Below are 18,673 nucleotides of genomic sequence, written 5' to 3'. Positions count from 1 at the left end.
TTTTGGAGGTAAGTAATATGAAAAAAAGAGCATTAATAACAGGAATTACAGGTATGGTTGGTTCGCATCTATGTGATTTTTTATTAGAAAATACAGATTGGGATATATATGGTTTTAGCAGATGGAGGAGTCCGTTTGACAACATAGAACATTTATTAAAAAGAGTAAATGAAAAAGATAGAGTATTTATAGAATACGCTGATTTGAATGATATGGCTTCTATAATTACAATATTGAAGAAGGTAAATCCGGATTATATATTTCACCTTGCAGCACAAAGTTATCCTAAAACAAGTTTTGATTCACCAATAGATACTATGAATACTAATATTTTAGGAACGGCAAGACTTTTAGAAAGTGTAAAATTGCTTGGATTAAAGCCTGTTGTACATGTGTGTGCATCATCAGAAGTTTTTGGAAGAGTTAGTAGAGAAAAATTGCCAATTAATGAAGAATGTACTTTTCATCCCGCATCTCCGTATGCTATATCTAAAGTAGGCACAGATTTGGTCGGAAGATATTATGCACAAGCATATGGGATAACAACAATGACAACAAGAATGTTCACTCATACAGGACCAAGGAGAGGAGATGTATTTGCAGAGTCTACATTTGCAAAGCAAATCGCAATGATAGAAGCAGGATTGATTCCTCCGATAGTTAAGACAGGAAACCTAGACTCATTAAGAACTTGGGCAGATGTACGTGATGCAGTAAGAGCATACTATATGTTGGTTACTATAAATCCTATTGCAGGTGAATATTATAATATCGGGGGCTCATATACTTGTTCAGTGAGAGATATGTTAGATACACTATTAAAGATGTCTACTTATGAGGGAAAAATTGAAGTTCAAACAGATAAAGAGAGATTAAGACCAATAGATGCTGATCTGCAAGTTCCAGATACAGCTAAATTTAAAAATCATACAGGTTGGGAGCCTGAGATTTCATTTGAAAAAACTATGGAAGATCTTTTGAATTATTGGAGAGAAAAAATAAAAAAAGGTCACAACTTTTTGACTAGATAAGATTATTTAAGGAGAAATAGTATGTTAGTTAGATCAAAAGCACCTTTAAGACTTGGATTTGCGGGTGGTGGAACAGATATTCCGGAATATAGTGATGTATATGGTGGAAGTGTGCTGAACGCGACTATAAATATGTTTGCGTACTGCACATTAGAAGAAAGAGTAGATAATAAAATCACTTTTTTTGGTTTAGAAAGAAATGAAAATCAATATTATAATACAGAAGAAAATTTTGAGTATAATGGAATATTGGACTTGCATAAGGGTGTTTATGAAAGAATAATTAATGATTATAATGGTGGAAGAAGAATAGCGCTTTCAATTTCGACTTATTCAGATGCTCCATCTGGTTCTGGGCTTGGTTCATCTTCTACCATGGTTGTTGCAATAATAAAAGCTTTCGTTGAATACCTTAATCTTCCACTTGGTGAATATGATATTGCAAATCTTGCATATGAAATAGAAAGAATAGATTTAAAATTGTCAGGTGGAAAACAAGACCAATATTCTGCAACCTTTGGAGGATTTAATTTTATAGAGTTTAATAAAAATAACTCTGTTATTGTGAATCCATTACGTATAAAAAACTGGATAATAAACGAATTTGAAAGTTCTTTAGTAATTTATAATACAGGGATAGTTAGAGATTCAGCGGATGTTATAGATGATCAAAAAAATAAAATAATTAATGAAAAAAAATCGGTAGAAGCAATGCATTCACTGAAATCTGATGCAATCAAAATGAAAGAATTTTTATTAAAAGGTGAAATAAGAAATTTTGCAGAGGTATTAGGACATTCTTGGATAGAAAAGAAAAAGGTATCGGATAGGATTTCTAATGAAGTGATTGATGAAGTTTTTGATATGGCCATAAAAAATGGTGCATATGCCGGAAAAGTTTCAGGTGCTGGAGGAGGGGGATTTATGATGTTTATATGTAACCCAATAAAAGTGCCTAATATAATTACACAGCTTAAAAGATTTAATGGACAGGTTTTTAGACCACAATTTGTTCAATATGGTACTAAGGGTTGGAGAATATAGTTATTTAAGGAGATTACTTTTGAAAGCTATTATTTTGGCAGGGGGAAAGGGAACGAGATTACAAGAAGTGGTGTCAGATATTCCAAAGCCTATGGCACCAATCAATAACGTTCCTTTCTTGGAAATTTTAATTCGACAATTGAAAAAGAACGGGATTAATGATATAGTTATTTCCGTAGGTTATAAAAAGGATAAAATTATTAACTTTTTTGGGAACAGATACAATGGTTTAGATATAAATTATTGTATCGAAGATATACCGCTAGGAACAGGTGGAGCAATAAAAAAAGCAATTGAAGAAAATGAAAGTGATATGTATCTTGTTATAAACGGAGATACATTTTTCGATATAAGCCTTAGGAAATTAATAGAAGAACATATTAATAGAAGAAATGATGTCACAATAGCAGCAAAGAAAATGTATAATTCAGATAGATATGGAAGCATATTATTTGAAAATGATAAGATAGTATCTTTTGAAGAAAAAAAATATTATAGAGAAAGTGTAATAAATGCCGGAATATATGTATTAAATAGAGATATATTTGATAATATACAAGACAAGAAGTTTTCTTTAGAAAAAGATTTTTTTGAAAAATATGTGTGCGAAAAAAATATGGGTATTTTTATTTTTGAAGAATATTTCATAGATATTGGAATAAAAGAAGATTATTATAAAGCTCAAAGAGAATTGGTGAATATATTTTGAATAAAGCATTATTTTTAGATAGAGATGGCATCATAAATTATGATGAAAATGGATATACTCATAATATTGAAGAATTTAGATTTAAAGAAGAAATATTTAATATATCACGTTATTTTTATAACAAAGGATATATTATCATAGTTGTAACAAATCAATCAGGAATAGCAAGGGGATTTTACTCAGAGGAAGATTTTATTAATCTGTCTAAATGGATGATGAATGAATTTAAAATTAGAAAAGTGGAAATAAAAGATATTTTTTATTGTCCATATCATAAAGATGGAATAGGCATATATAGAAAAGACTCGTTTGATAGAAAGCCTAACCCTGGAATGCTTATAAAAGCAATGAATAAGTATAATATATCCCCTGAAGAATCTATTATGATAGGAGATAAAGAAAGTGATATTATTGCTGCCAAAAGAAGTAAAATTGCTACAAGAATACTTATAAGTGAAGAAATTTGTATGTGTGACTATACGAAAAAATATTCGAACTTAAAAGAATATGAAAGGGCATTATTATGATTAATGAAAAATCAAAACGATATTATTATATTCTTCCGATTTCTTTTTTTATGATAACTATGTTCGTATTTTCTGTATTTATTATTGGAAATCATAAAAACGGTAGCTTAGCAGGAGTAATTGAGAATCAGAATGAAAAACCTGTTGTTAATTATAGGAATATAATGTCAGGAGAGTTCCAAAGCAGTTATAATAGTTGGTTTAATTTAAACTTTCCTTTTAGGGATAAGTTTGTCAGATTATATAATCAAATTTTTTATAGTATTATGGCAGAATCAGGAAATAAAAACTTAGTGATTGGAAAAAATTCTAGTATATATGAGATTGGACAAATTGAGAGAGTGTTGAACCCGTCAAATGTAGAATATGGGTTCGATTATTATGATAATTATGCTAAAAATCTAAAATATATTCAAGATAGATTTTTTGATATGGGAAAGGTATTTTTTTTCATAATCACACCGAATAAACCTGAGGTAATGTATGAAGATATACCTCTTCATAGAAAACTTATGGAGGATGCCGATCATAGTGAGATTTCAGCTCATAAATTGCTTAAAGAGTCCTTAGAAAAATATGGAGTCTTTTTTTATGATACAACTGAAACCATGACAAAAATAAAAAATGATAAACAAGATATTATTCTATATCCGAATACAGGAACTCATTGGACGTTTTTGGCGGCCGTCTATGCTGTAAAAGATGTATTTGACAGTTTATATAGTAAAACAGGTATAGCTTTGCCACAACCGAATGTAAAAGTTGAAAAGCTTAAAGATGTATTTTATGGAGAAGATATAGATGTTTATTTGTTATTGAATATTTTCAAAGGTAATAAAGATAAATTTTATTATAAACTTGATATAGATTATGATATTGATAATGGGTATGTTAAGGATAATGCGGTAATATTCGGCACGTCATATTCAAATATGATTAGCTATATTTTTCAAAGAGATGTGGCTTTGTTCGGTAAATTGACATATATAACGTATTTAAGCGAGATATTTGATGTATCTACAGATAAAAAGGAGCTGTTAGAGATATTAAATAATAAGATTGAAGAAGAGTATTTAATTTCTTTAATAAATAATAATAAATACTTCTTTTTTGAGGTTCAATCTACGGATTTGGTACCAACACATGAGCAACTTGTTCAGCAACTATGTGATATAATGAGAAGAGACTTTAGTGATAAGAATGTTTTAAATGAAATTAAGAGAAACAATAATATAGCAAAAATTGATAACAGTATAGATGAATTTAGAATAAATTCTGAAAATTCAAATATAAAAATAGATGTAAAAAATAAGCAAATGAAAGTCAAAAATAATTCCGGAAAACTAAGTATTCAAGCTAAATTAACTAATAATACAAAGCGATTGATTAAAACGAATGGTAAAAATATAATCTGCGCGGCATATCATATAAAAAAAGATGGACAATATATTGAAGGAAGATGGTCAAATTTGCCGAATGTTATAGATATAGGGGAAACGGTAGATTTTTATTATGATATTGATATTCCGGAAAAAGCAGGGGAGTATGAAGTTCTATTATCCATAGTTCAAGAAAAAGTATCTTGGTTAGAAGAAGTAAACAAAGATTATCCTATTGTTTTTAAATTAATAGTTGAATAAAGGAGAAGTAATGGTATTTGCATCTACTACATTTATTTTTATATTTTTGCCTATAACATTTTTTTTATATTTTCTGTCTCCAAATAAATTTAAAAATTTTATTTTGTTGTTGGCATCACTTGTATTTTATTCTTGGGGTGGATTAAAGTATACAATAATTTTATTAAGTTCCATAGTTTTTAATTATTTTATTGCAATAATGATTGATAGTAGACCTGCATTAAAATATAAAGGATTGAGAAAATTTTATTTGATTATAGCAATAATGTTTAATATAGGGGTTTTATTTTTTTATAAGTATTTTAACTTCTTTGTGGACAATTTAAATATAATATTTTCTATTGTAAATTTAAAGCAATTAGAGGTAACAAAAATAGTTCTTCCTGTTGGGATATCTTTTTTCACGTTTCAAATATTATCATATATAATTGATGTGTATAGAAATGAAGTTAATGTACAAAAAAATATTATTAAATTAGCGCTCTATATTGCTCTTTTTCCACAACTTATTGCAGGTCCGATAGTTCGATATATTGATATTGAAAATATGATGAATTCAAGAAATATAGATATTCATTCGATAAGATTAGGTATAGAGAGATTTATAATAGGGTTGGGGAAAAAAGTTATTTTGGCGGATACTATGGGAAAAATGGCGGATAATTATTTTAATAACTTAGATAATATCAGTACACCAATGGCATGGTTAATGGGAATAACTTATTCTTTACAAATATATTATGATTTTTCGGCATATTCAGATATGGCAATAGGATTAGGAAAAGTTTTTGGTTTTGAGTTTTTGGAAAACTTTAATTATCCTTACATTTCTAAAAATATAAAGGAGTTTTGGAGAAGGTGGCATATATCCTTATCAACATGGTTTAGAGATTATTTATATATACCACTTGGAGGAAATAGAAAAGGAGCTTTAAAAACATACAGAAATTTATTAATTGTATTTTTTGTTACAGGGTTGTGGCATGGTGCGAGCTGGACATTTGTGTTTTGGGGCTTGTATCATGGAATGTTTTTGCTTATTGAGAAAAAAACTAAAATAGATGATTTTTTTGAAAATAGGAGATTTATAGCAAGAATATATACTCTTGTTGTTGTTATGATTGGTTGGATATTTTTTAGAGCAGATACTATTAATAAAGCTTTTCATATAATAATAAATTTATTTAATTTTAATTTTACAAATTATAGATTTGTATTTTCTGAAGCTAAATTTAGTAATATACTATTTCTGCTATTGGCTATATTCTTTTTAAAACCGAGATATAAGTCCTTTATAAACTTTATAAATTCTATAAAAAGTTATGATGAGAAAGTTTTTTATAGAGTTTTATGCGTTTATGATTTGCTGCTAATATTACTATTTGTTGTAGAAATATGTTTTGTAACATCTACGGACTTTAATCCATTTATTTATTTTAGATTTTAGGAGAGTATTATGAAGTATGTTAATGAGTTAATAAATAGATATCCTGTACTTTTGGTGTGTAAGGAATCCATCGAAAATGCTATTAAACTTATGATAGATATGTATGATAATAATGGTATTTTATATATTGCAGGAAATGGAGGTAGTGCAGCTGATGCAGACCACATTGTTGGAGAATTAATGAAAGGTTTCATAAAAAAAAGAAAAATGACAAATGATTTTAAGGATAAATTGTGTCATGTGGATAATGTTATTGGCGAAGAGTTATATGATGTGTTACAGAGAGGACTTGCAGCTATTAATTTGAATACACATAACGCACTTCATACGGCGTATGCTAATGATGTAGATTATACGTATATATATGCTCAAATGCTATTTGGATATATAAGAAATAATGATATTTTTTTTGGCATAAGTACATCAGGGAATTCAAAAAATATTTTAAAGGCAGTTACAGTTGCAAAGGCAAAAGGTGCTAAAACTATTGCTCTTACAGGAAAGACTGGGGGAAAAATGAAAGACTATTTTGACATAACTATAAAAGTTCCTGAGACAGAAACATATAAAATTCAAGAGCTACATCTTCCTATATATCATGCTATATGTTTGCAACTGGAGGATTATTTTTATGAGCAATAGCCAAGTAACATTAGTGCTTACTGAGAGATGTAATTATAGATGTGATATGTGTGGTCTTGTATTTCTTGACAGTGATAAATCCAGAGAAGAATTAAAACTTAATGAAATTATTAATATATTTGAACAATCTTTAAATTTATTTGAAATAGATGAGGTATTTCTAACAGGTGGAGAAATATTTATAAGAGATGATATATTTGACATTATAGGATATTTTTTGAAGAAAAATAAAAAAGTTAATATTACTACTAATGCTTCTTTCCCTGAAAAAATAGAAATGTTAATACATTATTTAGATAAGATGGAAGATGTTAGTGGCTTTTATAAAAATAAATTAGGATTTACTGTATCAATTGATGGTATAAGAAATGTTCATAATAAGATAAGAAATAATAAAAAAGCCTTTGATAATGCGATTAAAACAATAGAGATAATAAAAGAATCCGGAATAGGCGTGGGCGTAAATACGGTGATACAAAGAAAAAATATATCAACTATTTTGGAAGCACGAGATTTTTTTATAAAAAATAATATAGATTTTTGTATAACACCATTATATAGATGGATAGGGGAAAGATTTCCGTATGATAAACGGGAAGTAAGTGCAATAATACCATATATAGACAGATGGTTCGATAAAAAATATATTTATAGTTATGGAGATTTTGGAATATCAGGCATGAGCTGTAATGCCGGTAAGAATTCTTTTGTTATTGCACCAAATGGTGATTTATATCCTTGTCTTACATCATATGGTTATTATGAAAAGAAAGATTTTTTGTTGGGAAATCTAAAAGAAAATACTTTTGATGAAATAATAAGTTCTAATAAATATAATGATGTATTAAACGAATGTGTGAATAAATGTGAAGGATGTTTTAATGGTTGCGAGGTAGCTCATTCTGATTTTAATGACATATATTTGAATTTAAAAGAAATTTGTACTATAAAGTCTTATCTTAATGAATATTCTTATTTAGATAATATGTCTTGTGATTTAGAAACATTCTATGATTTGGAAAAGTTTTATTATGATGGACAAGAAATTTCTTTTAGATGGATGAATGGAAATCAAGGAAATATATTTATAAATACAAAAATTGATTTTAGAGAGATAAGTATTAAATATATTAATGGACACCCCATAAATAAATCTGTTAATGCAGATGTTTATATAAATGATAATTATATTAATTCATTTTCAGCTATAAATAATATAGGTAATAGCATGGGGAGAGTATCTGTGGAGATTGATAATTATGAGTCTATAACAACTATCTCAGGATGTTATATTGTTAAAATTGTAATAGATGATGTTTTTTATCCTTCAGATTTTGGCTCAAGCGATTTTAGAAAGTTAGGATTAGGTATAATAGAGATAGAGTTTATGTAAAAAAAATTTTTTGATTGCATCAAATTAGCAATAATAAAGGTGATTTGAAGAAAAAATTTTTATTACGATTACTATTTAAAAAATTTTATTTATGTTAATTATTTTTTAATATAAAATTGAAAATATCAGATTTAAAATAATATGTAGTAATATAAAATACATTTAATTTAATGTTTTATAATATGTCTATTTAATTAGAGTAGTAATTAGAAGAGTTAATTTAAAATAAAAACTATATAGATGAGTTATAGGAGTTTTAAATTGAGATATTTAATAACAGGAGCCAATGGTCAATTAGGAAGGGTATTGCAAAAAGAAATAAATAAAAGTGATAATGAAATATATTTGTATGATGTAGATACTATGGATATAACTGATTATGAACAGGTAAAAAATATTATTTTAGACATCATTCCTGATGTTATATTTAATTGTGCAGCTCATACGAACGTAGATAAATGTGAGGAAGATATAGATAATGCATATAAAATAAATGCAATTGGAGCTCAAAATCTTGCTATGATCGCAGAGCATATAGACTCTAAGTTAGTACATTTTTCTACGGATTATGTATTTTCAGGAGAAGATGAGATTCCTAGAATTGAAAGTGATTTTGCTAATCCTAAAACTGTATATGGAAAAAGTAAGTTATATGGAGAAGAGTTGGTCAAACAATTTTGTTCTAAGTATTTCATTATAAGGACCGCTTGGCTTTATGGTGATGGTAATAATTTTGTTAGGACTATGCTCAATCTTTCAAAACAAAATGATAAGCTGACAGTTGTAGGAGATCAGTTTGGTAGTCCTACATATACAAAAGATTTGGCAAAAGTTGCTCTGAACTTAAGCAAAACAAAGTATTATGGACTTTACCATGGAACTTGTCAAGGAAATTGTTCATGGTATGACTTTGCTTGCAAAATATTTGAGCTTATGAATATTGATATAGAAGTTGAAAAAGTTACAAGCGAGCAGTTTGTAAGACCTGCCAAGAGACCCGCGTATTCAATTCTTGATAACTTTATGCTTAGATTGAGAGGCCTTGATACATTTAGACATTGGGAAGAATCTTTGAAGGAATATCTACAAGAGGATAGACAATGGCAAAATTTAAATTTATAGAAACATTTATAAAAGGTATGTATGTTATTGAACCTGAGATATTTGGAGATAACAGGGGATATTTTATGGAGACGTACAATGAAAATGACTTTAAAAATGCAGGAATAGATGTAAAATTTGTTCAAGATAATGAATCTTCTTCTAAAAAAGGGGTATTAAGAGGTCTTCATTTTCAAACCAAAAATATTCAAGGCAAATTGGTAAGGGTGTTAAGTGGAGAGGTATTTGATGTGGGAGTGGATCTTAGAAAAAATTCTCCTACATATGGCAAATGGTATGGAGAAATATTAAGTAGTGAAAATAAAAAACAGTTGTATATTCCTGAAGGATTTGCTCATGGATTTGTAGTTTTATCAGATATGGCTACCTTTGCTTACAAATGCACCAATTTTTATGATCCGAGCAGTGAAGGCGGTATAGCGTGGGATGATCCGGACATAGCTATCAATTGGCATATTAGTGATGATATGGAGATAATATTATCAGATAAAGATAAAAATAGAAAAACATTAAAAGAACAAAAAATAGAATTTTAAAATAAATTTTTCTTAGGAAGTTTTTATATGAAAAATATACTAATTACAGGTGGGGCGGGTTTTATAGGCTCCAACTTTGTAAAATTGATGCTTAATAATTATGATTACAATATAATAAATTTGGATTTGCTGACATATGCAGGCAATCTTGAAAATCTAAGAGAAATTGAGGGTAAGTCAAATTACACATTTATCAAAGGAGATATATGTGACAAAAAACTTGTAGGTGAGATATTTACAAAGTATGACATAGATACAATAGTAAACTTTGCTGCTGAATCTCATGTGGATAGAAGTATAGAAAATCCTGAAATATTTCTTTTGAACAATATACTTGGCGCTCAAAATTTGCTTGATAATGCAAAAAAACATTGGAAAATAAATCCTGAAGATAAATATTCAAGAGAATATAAAGAAGGTGTGAAGTATTTACAAGTATCTACTGATGAAGTATACGGTGCACTTGGAAAAGAAGGAATGTTCACAGAAACTACACCACTTAGTCCAAATTCTCCTTATTCAGCCTCGAAAGCAAGTGCGGATTTGTTTGTAAGAGCGTATTATGAAACATTCGGTATGCCTATAAATATAACAAGATGTTCAAATAACTACGGACCTTATCAATTTCCCGAAAAATTGATACCTCTCATGATAAACAACTGTAAAAATGATAAGAAAATGCCTGTTTATGGAGATGGAATGCAGGTAAGAGATTGGCTACATGTAAAAGACCATTGTACAGCAATATATACCGTACTTGAAAAAGGGAAAATAGGAGAAGTTTATAACATCGGTGGAAACAATGAAAAAGCTAATATAGAAATTGTAAAACTTATAATAAATACCATTGGAAAATCGGAAGATTTAATAGAATATGTAAAAGATAGACCCGGTCATGACAGAAGATATGCAATAGATAATACAAAGATAACAAGTCAGTTAGCTTGGGAACCGTCATATACTTTTGAGCAAGGAATATCAGAAACTATTAAATGGTATCTTGATAATGAGGCATGGCTATCCAAAATAACGTCAGGTGAATATCTGAAATATTATGAAAATATGTATAAATAGATTGTAAAAATAAGTGTAATAATCTATAAAACGGTAATATATTCTAATACTATTTTATCATTTAATTTTTATTTATTTGTACACTTATATTGTAAAACTATTATAAAAATATTTAATGAAATGATAATCTTACAATATACTGATTTTGTCTCAAATACTTTTCATAGAAGAAAAAATATACTTGGATATTTAATGGAAAAAGATTTTTTAGAACTATTATTTCAAAAAGTTAATGAAAAATAGATTTATATGGAAGATAAATTTTATGAATGAAATAACAATAATAATACCTAACTATAATAAATATAAATATTTACAAGATTGTATAGACAGTTTGTATAGGAATATAAGTATAAATTTTTCACTTATAGTTGTTGATAATGCTTCTACAGATAGTGATTATAAATTTATAAATGAATATAATAAAGACATTATATTTAAAAGATTAGATAAAAATTATGGATTTTCCTATGCAGTAAATATAGGGATAAAAATGGCTAAAACTCCATATATTGTGCTATTAAACAATGATACAACAGTTGAAAAAAACTGGTTGGAAAATATGTATCTAAAAATAATAGAAGATGAAAAAGTCTTTTCTGTATGTGGAATGATGATTAGAATGTTTGAAAAAGATAAAATAGATGATGCCGGAGACGAATATAATGCTTTTGGCTGGGCATATAAAAGGTATGATGGAAAAAATATTCAATATGAAAAGGCAAATGTACATAAGGAGATATTTTCTTCTTGCGCAGGAGCGGCAATATATAGAAAAAGTATATTTGAGAAAATAGGGTATTTTGATGAGAATTTTTTTGCTTATATGGAGGATGTAGATTTATCATATAGAGCGAAGATTTACGGATATAAAAATGTATATATCCCAAATTCGAAATTATACCATGTTGGAAGTGGAACTACAGGGGGCAAGTATAACGAATTTAAAGTAAGTCTGTCATCAAGAAATAATATATATGTGATATATAAAAATATGCCCTTTTTACAAATATTGTTGAATTTACCTTTTTTATTTTTTGGATTTTCTATAAAATATATTTTCTTTTTAAAAAAGGGATATGGTAAACAGTATATAAGTGGCATTATAGATGCTTTTTCAAATTTAAAAACAATAAGAAAAACTAAGTTTGAATTTAGGAACATTTTTAACTATGTAAAAATAGAGTGTATTATTATCAAAAATATTTTTTCATACATTTTTGATAAAATTATATGGAAATAAAAGGTATACTATGAAATTATCAATTATAATTATTAATTTTAATACATATGAATATACTAAAAATACAATAAAATCTGTTATAGACAGTGATATAGACTTTGATTACGAAATTATCCTTATAGACAATGCATCATATGATAAAAGTATATCTAAACTGGAAACATATTTTGAAAAATATATAAACGATAATTTGCTAAAAATAGTAAAAAATGAGACTAATATCGGATTTTCAAGGGCTAATAATATTGGCATAAATATGAGCAGTGCTGATTATATATTACTTTTGAACTCTGACACAAAAGTATCAATAAATACAATAAAAAACTGTGTTAGATATTTGAATATGCAAGGAGATAATTCTATACTTTCTTGCAAAGTTTTGTTGGAAGACGGAACTTTAGATCACGCTTGTAAAAGAGGATTCCCAACACCAAGTGCTTCACTATATTATTTTTTGAAATTAGACAAAAAAAATCCTCTCAAATATGGTGCATATGATTATCTCGCTTTGAATGAAAATGAAATAGGATATGTAGATGTAATATCAGGAGCATTTATGTTGATTCCCAGAAATATTATTGAAAGCGTTGGGGTACTTAGTGAAGATTATTTTATGTATGGAGAGGATATAGATTTTTGCTACAAAGTAAAAGAAAATGGATTTAATGTAATGTATTATCCGCTTGAGGAGATAATACATTACAAAAGTAAAAGTAGAAAGAAAAGAAAATTTAAAACTATATTTGATTTTCATAATGCAATGTGGATTTTTTATAAGAAACATTATATAGGGAAATATAATGCTTTTATTACTATAACTGTTTTTATGGGTGTATGGATTAAATTTATATTATCTATAATTAAAAATATATTTACAACTAATTAGCATATTGATAGTTAATTAAAAGAATATAGTAAATGACAAAATTGTTTTTGCATAAATTTGGATAATGTATTTAGCATGTCATTAAAAAAACATCTGGTGTAATTGTATGAAAGAGAATATATTTATTACAGTTACTATAATAATTTTTATTTTTATTATGTCCATTAATCAAAGGAGATTAACAATACTATTATAATTTTGAGCTGCTACCTGCCAAGTATCCTGTGGAAAATGCGATTTGCAAGTTATATCCGCCTGTTAATGCGTCTATATCCAAGCATTCTCCTGCAAAATATAGATTTTGTATATTTTTAAATTGCATAGTTGATGGAGAGATTTGATTTAATGATACTCCGCCTTTTGTTACAATTGCACTTTTTATGTTTGAAAAATTTTTGATTGTTATTTTATAATTTTTGAAGATATTTAAAAGTTTTTCTTTTTCTTCTTTTTTCATATTGTTTATGTCTGTATTTTCATATTTTTCCAATAAAAATTTCAACATTCTTTCGGGCAAATAAGCTGACAGTTTTGTTTTTAATGCTTTTTTTGAACTGTCAAATATTATGTCTTCTAATTGATTTTCATTTATATATGGCATAAAATCTATGAATATCTCTAAATTTTTTCCTTTGTATGTCAAATTTTTATGATTTGATAAAGTATCTGTTTTTAAGTCTTGAAACTTCACTATATAACTGCTCATATCCATTATTGCAGGTCCACTAAGTCCTTTTTGGGTAAACAGCATATCTCCTGAGGTTAAATATCTTTTTCCATCTATGTTTGCGCTTACTGATACGTTTTTTATTGATATACCTGATAAATTTGAGTAATCATAAATGGTTTCGATTGATACGAGTGAGGGATAAAGCTGCGTTATTTGTATACCTTTTTTTGCAAGCAATGAAAAAGTATTGTTTTTGCAATATGATAAACCGCCTGTTGTGATTATGAGCTTGTCTATATGTTCTTTTGTCTTAGTGGTAGTTATTGATGTTACGATATTTGATTTATTATCTATTTCAAAATCTATTAGTTCTTCATTTAATCTTATTTCTACATTTTTTTCTTCTAACAGTTTGATGAAGGTGTTTACTGTTTTTTGTGCACTTTCATTTTTAGGGTATGCTTTTTGACCTTCATATTTTAGTGGTATGCCTATATTTTCAAGATAATCTATAAAATCGTAGTTGGAAAATTTGGCAAAGGCACTGTAAAAGAATTTTGAGTTTTCAGGAATTTTGGCAAAAAAATCTTCTTTGCTGTCCAAATTTGTGATATTGCATCTGCCTGAGCCTGTTATGGACAATTTTTGCCCTATAACTTTATTTTTCTCTATCAAAATTACTCTGTTGTCTTTTGTTTTTGTAGTGAGAGCCGCCATTATTCCTGACGGACCTGCACCTATTATAGCTATTGTATCCATGGTTATCCTTATTTATTAAAAATACTTGTTCGTAAAGACCATAAAAAAACTAATAATAATATTATCTAATTAAACACAGCTATTTTTTAATACAATGCTTAAATATATTTTGCTTTGGAAATTTTTTTATAACTATCTGCAAAAGATATATTAAAAAAGTGATAGTTGTGCTTACAAAATATTTTTAGTATATCTTAAACTGAATAGTGTGTAGTATAAATTATATTAAGAAATACAGGGAATTGAACAAATTTAAATGAATTTTCATAGTTTAAGAGTTTTTAAGCTATAATTTTTTTACTTATATTATACATCTAAAATTAATAGACATTTCTATCTTTTACTTCAAAATATTTTATATCTTTGTTTATGTCTATTTTTTCAGTTGTAGTGATGAAAGTTTGTATGTTATATAGTTTTTCTACAAGCATCATACGTCTTGTGATGTCAAGCTCGCTGAATATATCATCTAATATTACTATTGGATATTCTTTTTTCATATTATGGATTAGCTCTATTTCGGAGAGTTTGAGAGATATTGTAGCAGTTTTTTTCTGCCCTTGTGAGCCGTATTTTCTTATGTCTATATCTCCTATTTTCAGCATTATATCGTCTTTGTGTATACCTTTTGTAGAAACTGTATGTCTTATATCATCGGCTCTTGCATCTTTAAGCTCTGATAGAATATCTGATTTTATTGATGATTTGAGATTGCTTTTATATTCTATAATTAGATTTTCTTTTTTAGATGAGATTATATAGTGTGTTTCTTTTGCGATTTCTGATATTGTTTTTATAAAAGTATCTCTATATGTGATTATTTTTTCCATTATATCTGCAAGTTGTTCATCGTATATGTCGAGCATTATCATATCTATGTTTTGTGATTTGAGCAAAGTATTTTTGTTGTTCAGTGTCTTGTTGTAATCGAGTAATAAATTATAATATACAGGGCGTATCTGGGATATTTCTTTATCCATAAAATTTCGCCTGTATATAGGCGAGTCTGACACTATTTTAGTATCTTCCGGAGAAAATACGACTACATTTATTATACCCATCAAATCGCTTATTTTGGATATAGGAATGTTGTCTACATTTATAGCTTTTTTGCTGTCTTTTGAGATTTTTATGTCTATTTTATTTTCGTCTGCTTCGTTTGTAACGATTGATTTGATATAGGAGGTGTTACATTCAAAATTTATCACTTCTTTATCTTTGTTTGTGCGAAATGATTTTGCGAAGGACAAAAAATGTACAGCCTCCACTATATTTGTCTTGCCTTGACCGTTTTGACCTATAATCATGTTGATATTCGGTGAAAAATCAAGACTTAGATTTTCATAATTTCTGAAATTTATCAGATTTATATTGTTTACTTGCATTGAATTACCTGTATTTGTTTATTCATAGCATCTACTATGTCGCCATCTGTTATTTTTTTTCTTTTCTGTATTTCAACATTACCGTTTACTTTGACTTTTCCGGATGTTATAAGTGCGTGTGCTTCAGCTCCTGATGATACTATGGATGATAGTTTTAAAAGCTGGTCTAACTTGATGTAAGGTGTATCTATATTTATTTTTTCCATTTTAATTCTCCAATATATAAAAAAAGTAAAATTTATGTATTATAGTTTTATGTTGTAAAGCTAAAATATAAAAACTTTTATAAAATAAATTATATCAAAAATATAGACTTTTATCAAAATAGATTTCAGATTATTATTTTCTTGTATTATGGTGTATAATAGAGGTATATTATAAAAATATATTTAATAACAATTAATGCTTATGGTATGTACTTACTTTTTGAATGGAGTGTGTAATAATAAGCTATAAAAATTTTACAATAAATATTAAATGATATTGGGAAAATTAATTTTTAATAAGATTGCTATTTTTATAATAAATTTATGTTATGAGAGAGGTTACGATTATGAATACATTTGTTTTCGGTCATAAAAATCCTGATACGGATTCAGTATGTTCAAGTATTGCATATTCATACTACAAAGATAAAATCGGTGAAAAAGTTGAGCCGAGAGTGCTTGGAGACATTAGAAGAGAGGCAGGTTTTGTGCTCGACTATTTTAATATAACAGCTCCTAAACTGCTTACAGATGTCAAAGTTCAAGCCAGTGATTTACATTACGATAAGATTATTCCGCTAACAGTAAATTCATCCGTTTATGAAACATATATGATTATGGAAAAAGAAAAAATTCACTCATTGCCTATAGTAGATGATGATTTTAAACTTATAGGTATAGTTTCTATGAAGGATATAGCAGGGGCATTGATACATATAAACAGCAACTATGTAGATACAAATCTAAAATCATTTGTGAACGTCTTTTCAAATCATAGTCTAAGAATAATCTGTGCCAATAATTATGATATGAAAATACAGGGATTGCTGAAAGTTTTCAATCCTAACGTACCAAATGATGCTAAATTCAACGAAGGTGAAGTTATAATTTTAAAAGAATATCATAAAAAAGAGTTTTTTTCAAAATTGGAATTTCCTATAAGTTTTTTGATATTGACACAATTTTCAGAGCTTAGCGAAGAGGAAATGGAAAAAATAAAAAAATATGATATACCTGTTATAAGCATAGATTTGAATTCACCGATGATAATTAAAAAGATGCAACAGACTGACAGTATAGCAAGCATAATGAAAAAAGACAAGATAAGTTATTTTATGTTGAAAGATTATTTAAACGACATAAAAGAGTCTATGTTAAAAACCAATTTCAGAAATTATCCTCTTGTTGATGAAAATGGAAAATATATAGGGCTTATTGCGAGAAAACACCTGTTAAAAGTCGGAAGAAAAAAGGTTATATTAGTAGATCATAATGAATTTGCACAAAGTGCTACAGGTATTGAAGAAGCGAATATTTTAGAAATAGTGGATCATCATAAAATCGGAGGAATAAATACATCGGAGCCGATACAGTTTTTAAATATGCCGGTAGGCTCTACTTGTACAATAGTTTATGAGCTTTTCAAAAATTCGGCTATGGATATACCTTACAAAATTGCAGGCTGTCTTATAAGCGGTATATTATCAGATACATTGTATTTCAAATCGCCTACTTGTACTCAAAAAGATATAGAAGCAGTTGAATCGCTCAACAGAATATTGAAATTGGACTTGGATAATTATACCAATATGTTGTTCAAAGCAGGCTCTTCAATAGAAGGCATGAGCTTTAAAGACATACTGTACAATGACTTTAAAGAATTTACACTAAGAAGTAGAAAAATAGCAGTATCACAACTATTTACTATGGATATAGAAGAATTGGAAGACAAAAAAGAAGAATTGCTTAATTATATGAAAGACCTTAAAGAAAAAAATGCGTATAACACATTGATATTTGTAGTGACAGATATATTGAAAGAAGGTTCATATATATATTATGTGAGCGAGGAACCGAGCATAATAAAACAAGCATTTAATACAAGCGGAGATCAAGGTGGATTTTTACCATATATAGTATCAAGAAAAAAACAAATAATTCCAATGATAACAAATGTCCTTGATTAATGCTGTTTTATCTAATTGGACGTAGATATTTATACTGAAATCGGATAGATAGAATAAAAAAATAACCACTCCAAGGAATGGTTATATATAAATAAATTTACAGTATGTCAATCCAATTTTGTTTTGAATGAAGTATTCGATGAATTAAAATAGTTTTATTTTCTTCATCAATTTTATAAAAAATGATGTAGTTTTTAACAAGACATTTTCTAAATTCTTTATGAAGAAGGTAAGTATCATCGACTAATCCATAGCGATAAGGCATAGTAGATAGACTTGAAACGGTGATTTCTATGTCATAGAGCAATTCCAAAGCTGTAAAGAGTGCATCTATATTGTGAGAAATAATAGAATAATTTCTTTAGATTGTCAATTTTATAGAAGATAAGTAT

At 27.6% G+C, this 18,673-nt stretch carries 18 protein-coding genes; 14 read left to right on the top strand and 4 right to left on the bottom strand.

The window, feature by feature from the left end; translation table 11 throughout:
• The first annotated feature begins 17 nt into the window (after positions 1 to 17).
• The 13 genes from HMPREF9630_RS04250 to HMPREF9630_RS04190 all read left to right on the top strand — a co-directional run bounded on the left by HMPREF9630_RS04250 (position 18) and on the right by HMPREF9630_RS04190 (position 13,294).
• On the top strand, positions 18 to 1,031 hold the full coding sequence (locus HMPREF9630_RS04250) for a GDP-mannose 4,6-dehydratase (RefSeq protein ID WP_009527305.1): 1,014 nt from the start codon (positions 18 to 20) through the stop codon (positions 1,029 to 1,031).
• A gap of 21 nt (positions 1,032 to 1,052) precedes the next feature.
• On the top strand, positions 1,053 to 2,075 hold the full coding sequence (locus tag HMPREF9630_RS04245; protein ID WP_009527304.1) for a GHMP family kinase ATP-binding protein: 1,023 nt from the start codon (positions 1,053 to 1,055) through the stop codon (positions 2,073 to 2,075).
• Positions 2,076 to 2,094: 19 nt separating this feature from the next.
• Complete coding sequence (locus tag HMPREF9630_RS04240; RefSeq protein WP_009527303.1) at positions 2,095 to 2,784, top strand: nucleotidyltransferase family protein; 690 nt, start codon at positions 2,095 to 2,097, stop codon at positions 2,782 to 2,784.
• Positions 2,781 to 3,311, top strand: a complete 531-nt coding sequence (locus HMPREF9630_RS04235; protein ID WP_009527302.1) for a D-glycero-alpha-D-manno-heptose-1,7-bisphosphate 7-phosphatase — start codon at positions 2,781 to 2,783, stop codon at positions 3,309 to 3,311. Before HMPREF9630_RS04240 ends, HMPREF9630_RS04235 begins: the two co-directional genes overlap by 4 nt.
• Positions 3,308 to 4,951: an alginate O-acetyltransferase AlgX-related protein gene (locus tag HMPREF9630_RS04230; RefSeq protein WP_009527301.1), complete on the top strand. Its 1,644-nt coding sequence runs from the start codon at positions 3,308 to 3,310 to the stop codon at positions 4,949 to 4,951. Before HMPREF9630_RS04235 ends, HMPREF9630_RS04230 begins: the two co-directional genes overlap by 4 nt.
• Before the next feature lie 10 nt (positions 4,952 to 4,961).
• The gene (locus HMPREF9630_RS04225) at positions 4,962 to 6,398 is read left to right on the top strand and encodes an MBOAT family O-acyltransferase (protein ID WP_009527300.1); all 1,437 of its coding nucleotides are present in this window, start codon (positions 4,962 to 4,964) and stop codon (positions 6,396 to 6,398) included.
• A 9-nt stretch (positions 6,399 to 6,407) separates the two neighbouring features.
• Positions 6,408 to 7,040: a D-sedoheptulose-7-phosphate isomerase gene (locus tag HMPREF9630_RS04220; RefSeq protein ID WP_009527299.1), complete on the top strand. Its 633-nt coding sequence runs from the start codon at positions 6,408 to 6,410 to the stop codon at positions 7,038 to 7,040.
• A complete protein-coding gene (locus HMPREF9630_RS04215; RefSeq protein WP_009527298.1) occupies positions 7,030 to 8,433 on the top strand; it encodes a radical SAM/SPASM domain-containing protein in 1,404 nt (467 codons plus the stop codon). The genes HMPREF9630_RS04220 and HMPREF9630_RS04215 overlap by 11 nt, the downstream gene beginning before the upstream one ends.
• A gap of 261 nt (positions 8,434 to 8,694) precedes the next feature.
• A complete protein-coding gene (gene rfbD, locus HMPREF9630_RS04210) occupies positions 8,695 to 9,555 on the top strand; it encodes a dTDP-4-dehydrorhamnose reductase (protein WP_009527297.1) in 861 nt (286 codons plus the stop codon).
• A complete protein-coding gene (gene rfbC / locus HMPREF9630_RS04205) occupies positions 9,534 to 10,091 on the top strand; it encodes a dTDP-4-dehydrorhamnose 3,5-epimerase (RefSeq protein ID WP_009527296.1) in 558 nt (185 codons plus the stop codon). Before rfbD ends, rfbC begins: the two co-directional genes overlap by 22 nt.
• 27 nt (positions 10,092 to 10,118) lie before the next feature.
• Positions 10,119 to 11,165 (top strand): dTDP-glucose 4,6-dehydratase, encoded by a 1,047-nt coding sequence (rfbB, locus tag HMPREF9630_RS04200; RefSeq protein ID WP_009527295.1) that lies wholly within the window; start codon positions 10,119 to 10,121, stop codon positions 11,163 to 11,165.
• 265 nt (positions 11,166 to 11,430) lie between these two features.
• Positions 11,431 to 12,408 (top strand): glycosyltransferase family 2 protein, encoded by a 978-nt coding sequence (locus tag HMPREF9630_RS04195; RefSeq protein ID WP_009527294.1) that lies wholly within the window; start codon positions 11,431 to 11,433, stop codon positions 12,406 to 12,408.
• A gap of 10 nt (positions 12,409 to 12,418) precedes the next feature.
• Positions 12,419 to 13,294 carry a glycosyltransferase family 2 protein gene (locus tag HMPREF9630_RS04190; RefSeq protein WP_009527293.1) on the top strand — a complete coding sequence of 292 codons (876 nt, stop codon included), beginning with the start codon at positions 12,419 to 12,421 and terminating at the stop codon, positions 13,292 to 13,294.
• A gap of 190 nt (positions 13,295 to 13,484) precedes the next feature.
• Here HMPREF9630_RS04190 and HMPREF9630_RS04185 read toward each other — a convergent pair whose 3' ends face one another.
• The 3 genes from HMPREF9630_RS04185 to HMPREF9630_RS04175 form a co-directional block, all read right to left on the bottom strand.
• The gene (locus HMPREF9630_RS04185; RefSeq protein WP_009527292.1) at positions 13,485 to 14,723 is read right to left on the bottom strand and encodes a BaiN/RdsA family NAD(P)/FAD-dependent oxidoreductase; all 1,239 of its coding nucleotides are present in this window, start codon (positions 14,721 to 14,723) and stop codon (positions 13,485 to 13,487) included.
• A gap of 320 nt (positions 14,724 to 15,043) precedes the next feature.
• The gene (recF, locus tag HMPREF9630_RS04180) at positions 15,044 to 16,108 is read right to left on the bottom strand and encodes a DNA replication/repair protein RecF (protein ID WP_009527291.1); all 1,065 of its coding nucleotides are present in this window, start codon (positions 16,106 to 16,108) and stop codon (positions 15,044 to 15,046) included.
• On the bottom strand, positions 16,099 to 16,314 hold the full coding sequence (locus HMPREF9630_RS04175; protein WP_009526086.1) for an RNA-binding S4 domain-containing protein: 216 nt from the start codon (positions 16,312 to 16,314) through the stop codon (positions 16,099 to 16,101). The genes recF and HMPREF9630_RS04175 overlap by 10 nt, the downstream gene beginning before the upstream one ends.
• Before the next feature lie 347 nt (positions 16,315 to 16,661).
• Between HMPREF9630_RS04175 and HMPREF9630_RS04170 the strand changes: the two genes are divergently transcribed.
• Positions 16,662 to 18,281, top strand: a complete 1,620-nt coding sequence (locus HMPREF9630_RS04170) for a putative manganese-dependent inorganic diphosphatase (RefSeq protein ID WP_009527290.1) — start codon at positions 16,662 to 16,664, stop codon at positions 18,279 to 18,281.
• A gap of 97 nt (positions 18,282 to 18,378) precedes the next feature.
• Here the strand turns inward: HMPREF9630_RS04170 and HMPREF9630_RS10675 are convergent, their stop codons facing one another.
• On the bottom strand, positions 18,379 to 18,588 hold the full coding sequence (locus HMPREF9630_RS10675) for a type II toxin-antitoxin system RelE/ParE family toxin (RefSeq protein ID WP_278214792.1): 210 nt from the start codon (positions 18,586 to 18,588) through the stop codon (positions 18,379 to 18,381).
• Positions 18,589 to 18,673 lie beyond the last annotated feature (85 nt).

This window comes from Peptoanaerobacter stomatis (genome assembly GCF_000238095.2).
In the GTDB taxonomy this organism is placed as follows: domain Bacteria; phylum Bacillota; class Clostridia; order Peptostreptococcales; family Filifactoraceae; genus Peptoanaerobacter; species Peptoanaerobacter stomatis_A.
Note: the sequence above shows the minus strand (reverse complement) of the source record. Positions and strands in the feature narration are given on the sequence as shown.

What these genes read in the sequence shown, in the direction of transcription:
- HMPREF9630_RS04250 (WP_009527305.1), top strand. Translation starts at nt 18, where the DNA reads ATGAAAAAAAGAGCATTAATAACAGGAATTACAGGTATGGTTGGTTCG.
- HMPREF9630_RS04245 (WP_009527304.1), top strand. Translation starts at nt 1,053, where the DNA reads ATGTTAGTTAGATCAAAAGCACCTTTAAGACTTGGATTTGCGGGTGGT.
- HMPREF9630_RS04230 (WP_009527301.1), top strand. Translation starts at nt 3,308, where the DNA reads ATGATTAATGAAAAATCAAAACGATATTATTATATTCTTCCGATTTCT.
- HMPREF9630_RS04225 (WP_009527300.1), top strand. Translation starts at nt 4,962, where the DNA reads ATGGTATTTGCATCTACTACATTTATTTTTATATTTTTGCCTATAACA.
- HMPREF9630_RS04220 (WP_009527299.1), top strand. Translation starts at nt 6,408, where the DNA reads ATGAAGTATGTTAATGAGTTAATAAATAGATATCCTGTACTTTTGGTG.
- HMPREF9630_RS04215 (WP_009527298.1), top strand. Translation starts at nt 7,030, where the DNA reads ATGAGCAATAGCCAAGTAACATTAGTGCTTACTGAGAGATGTAATTAT.
- rfbC (WP_009527296.1), top strand. Translation starts at nt 9,534, where the DNA reads ATGGCAAAATTTAAATTTATAGAAACATTTATAAAAGGTATGTATGTT.
- rfbB (WP_009527295.1), top strand. Translation starts at nt 10,119, where the DNA reads ATGAAAAATATACTAATTACAGGTGGGGCGGGTTTTATAGGCTCCAAC.
- HMPREF9630_RS04195 (WP_009527294.1), top strand. Translation starts at nt 11,431, where the DNA reads ATGAATGAAATAACAATAATAATACCTAACTATAATAAATATAAATAT.
- HMPREF9630_RS04190 (WP_009527293.1), top strand. Translation starts at nt 12,419, where the DNA reads ATGAAATTATCAATTATAATTATTAATTTTAATACATATGAATATACT.
- HMPREF9630_RS04185 (WP_009527292.1), bottom strand. Translation starts at nt 14,723, where the DNA reads ATGGATACAATAGCTATAATAGGTGCAGGTCCGTCAGGAATAATGGCG.
- recF (WP_009527291.1), bottom strand. Translation starts at nt 16,108, where the DNA reads ATGCAAGTAAACAATATAAATCTGATAAATTTCAGAAATTATGAAAAT.
- HMPREF9630_RS04175 (WP_009526086.1), bottom strand. Translation starts at nt 16,314, where the DNA reads ATGGAAAAAATAAATATAGATACACCTTACATCAAGTTAGACCAGCTT.
- HMPREF9630_RS04170 (WP_009527290.1), top strand. Translation starts at nt 16,662, where the DNA reads ATGAATACATTTGTTTTCGGTCATAAAAATCCTGATACGGATTCAGTA.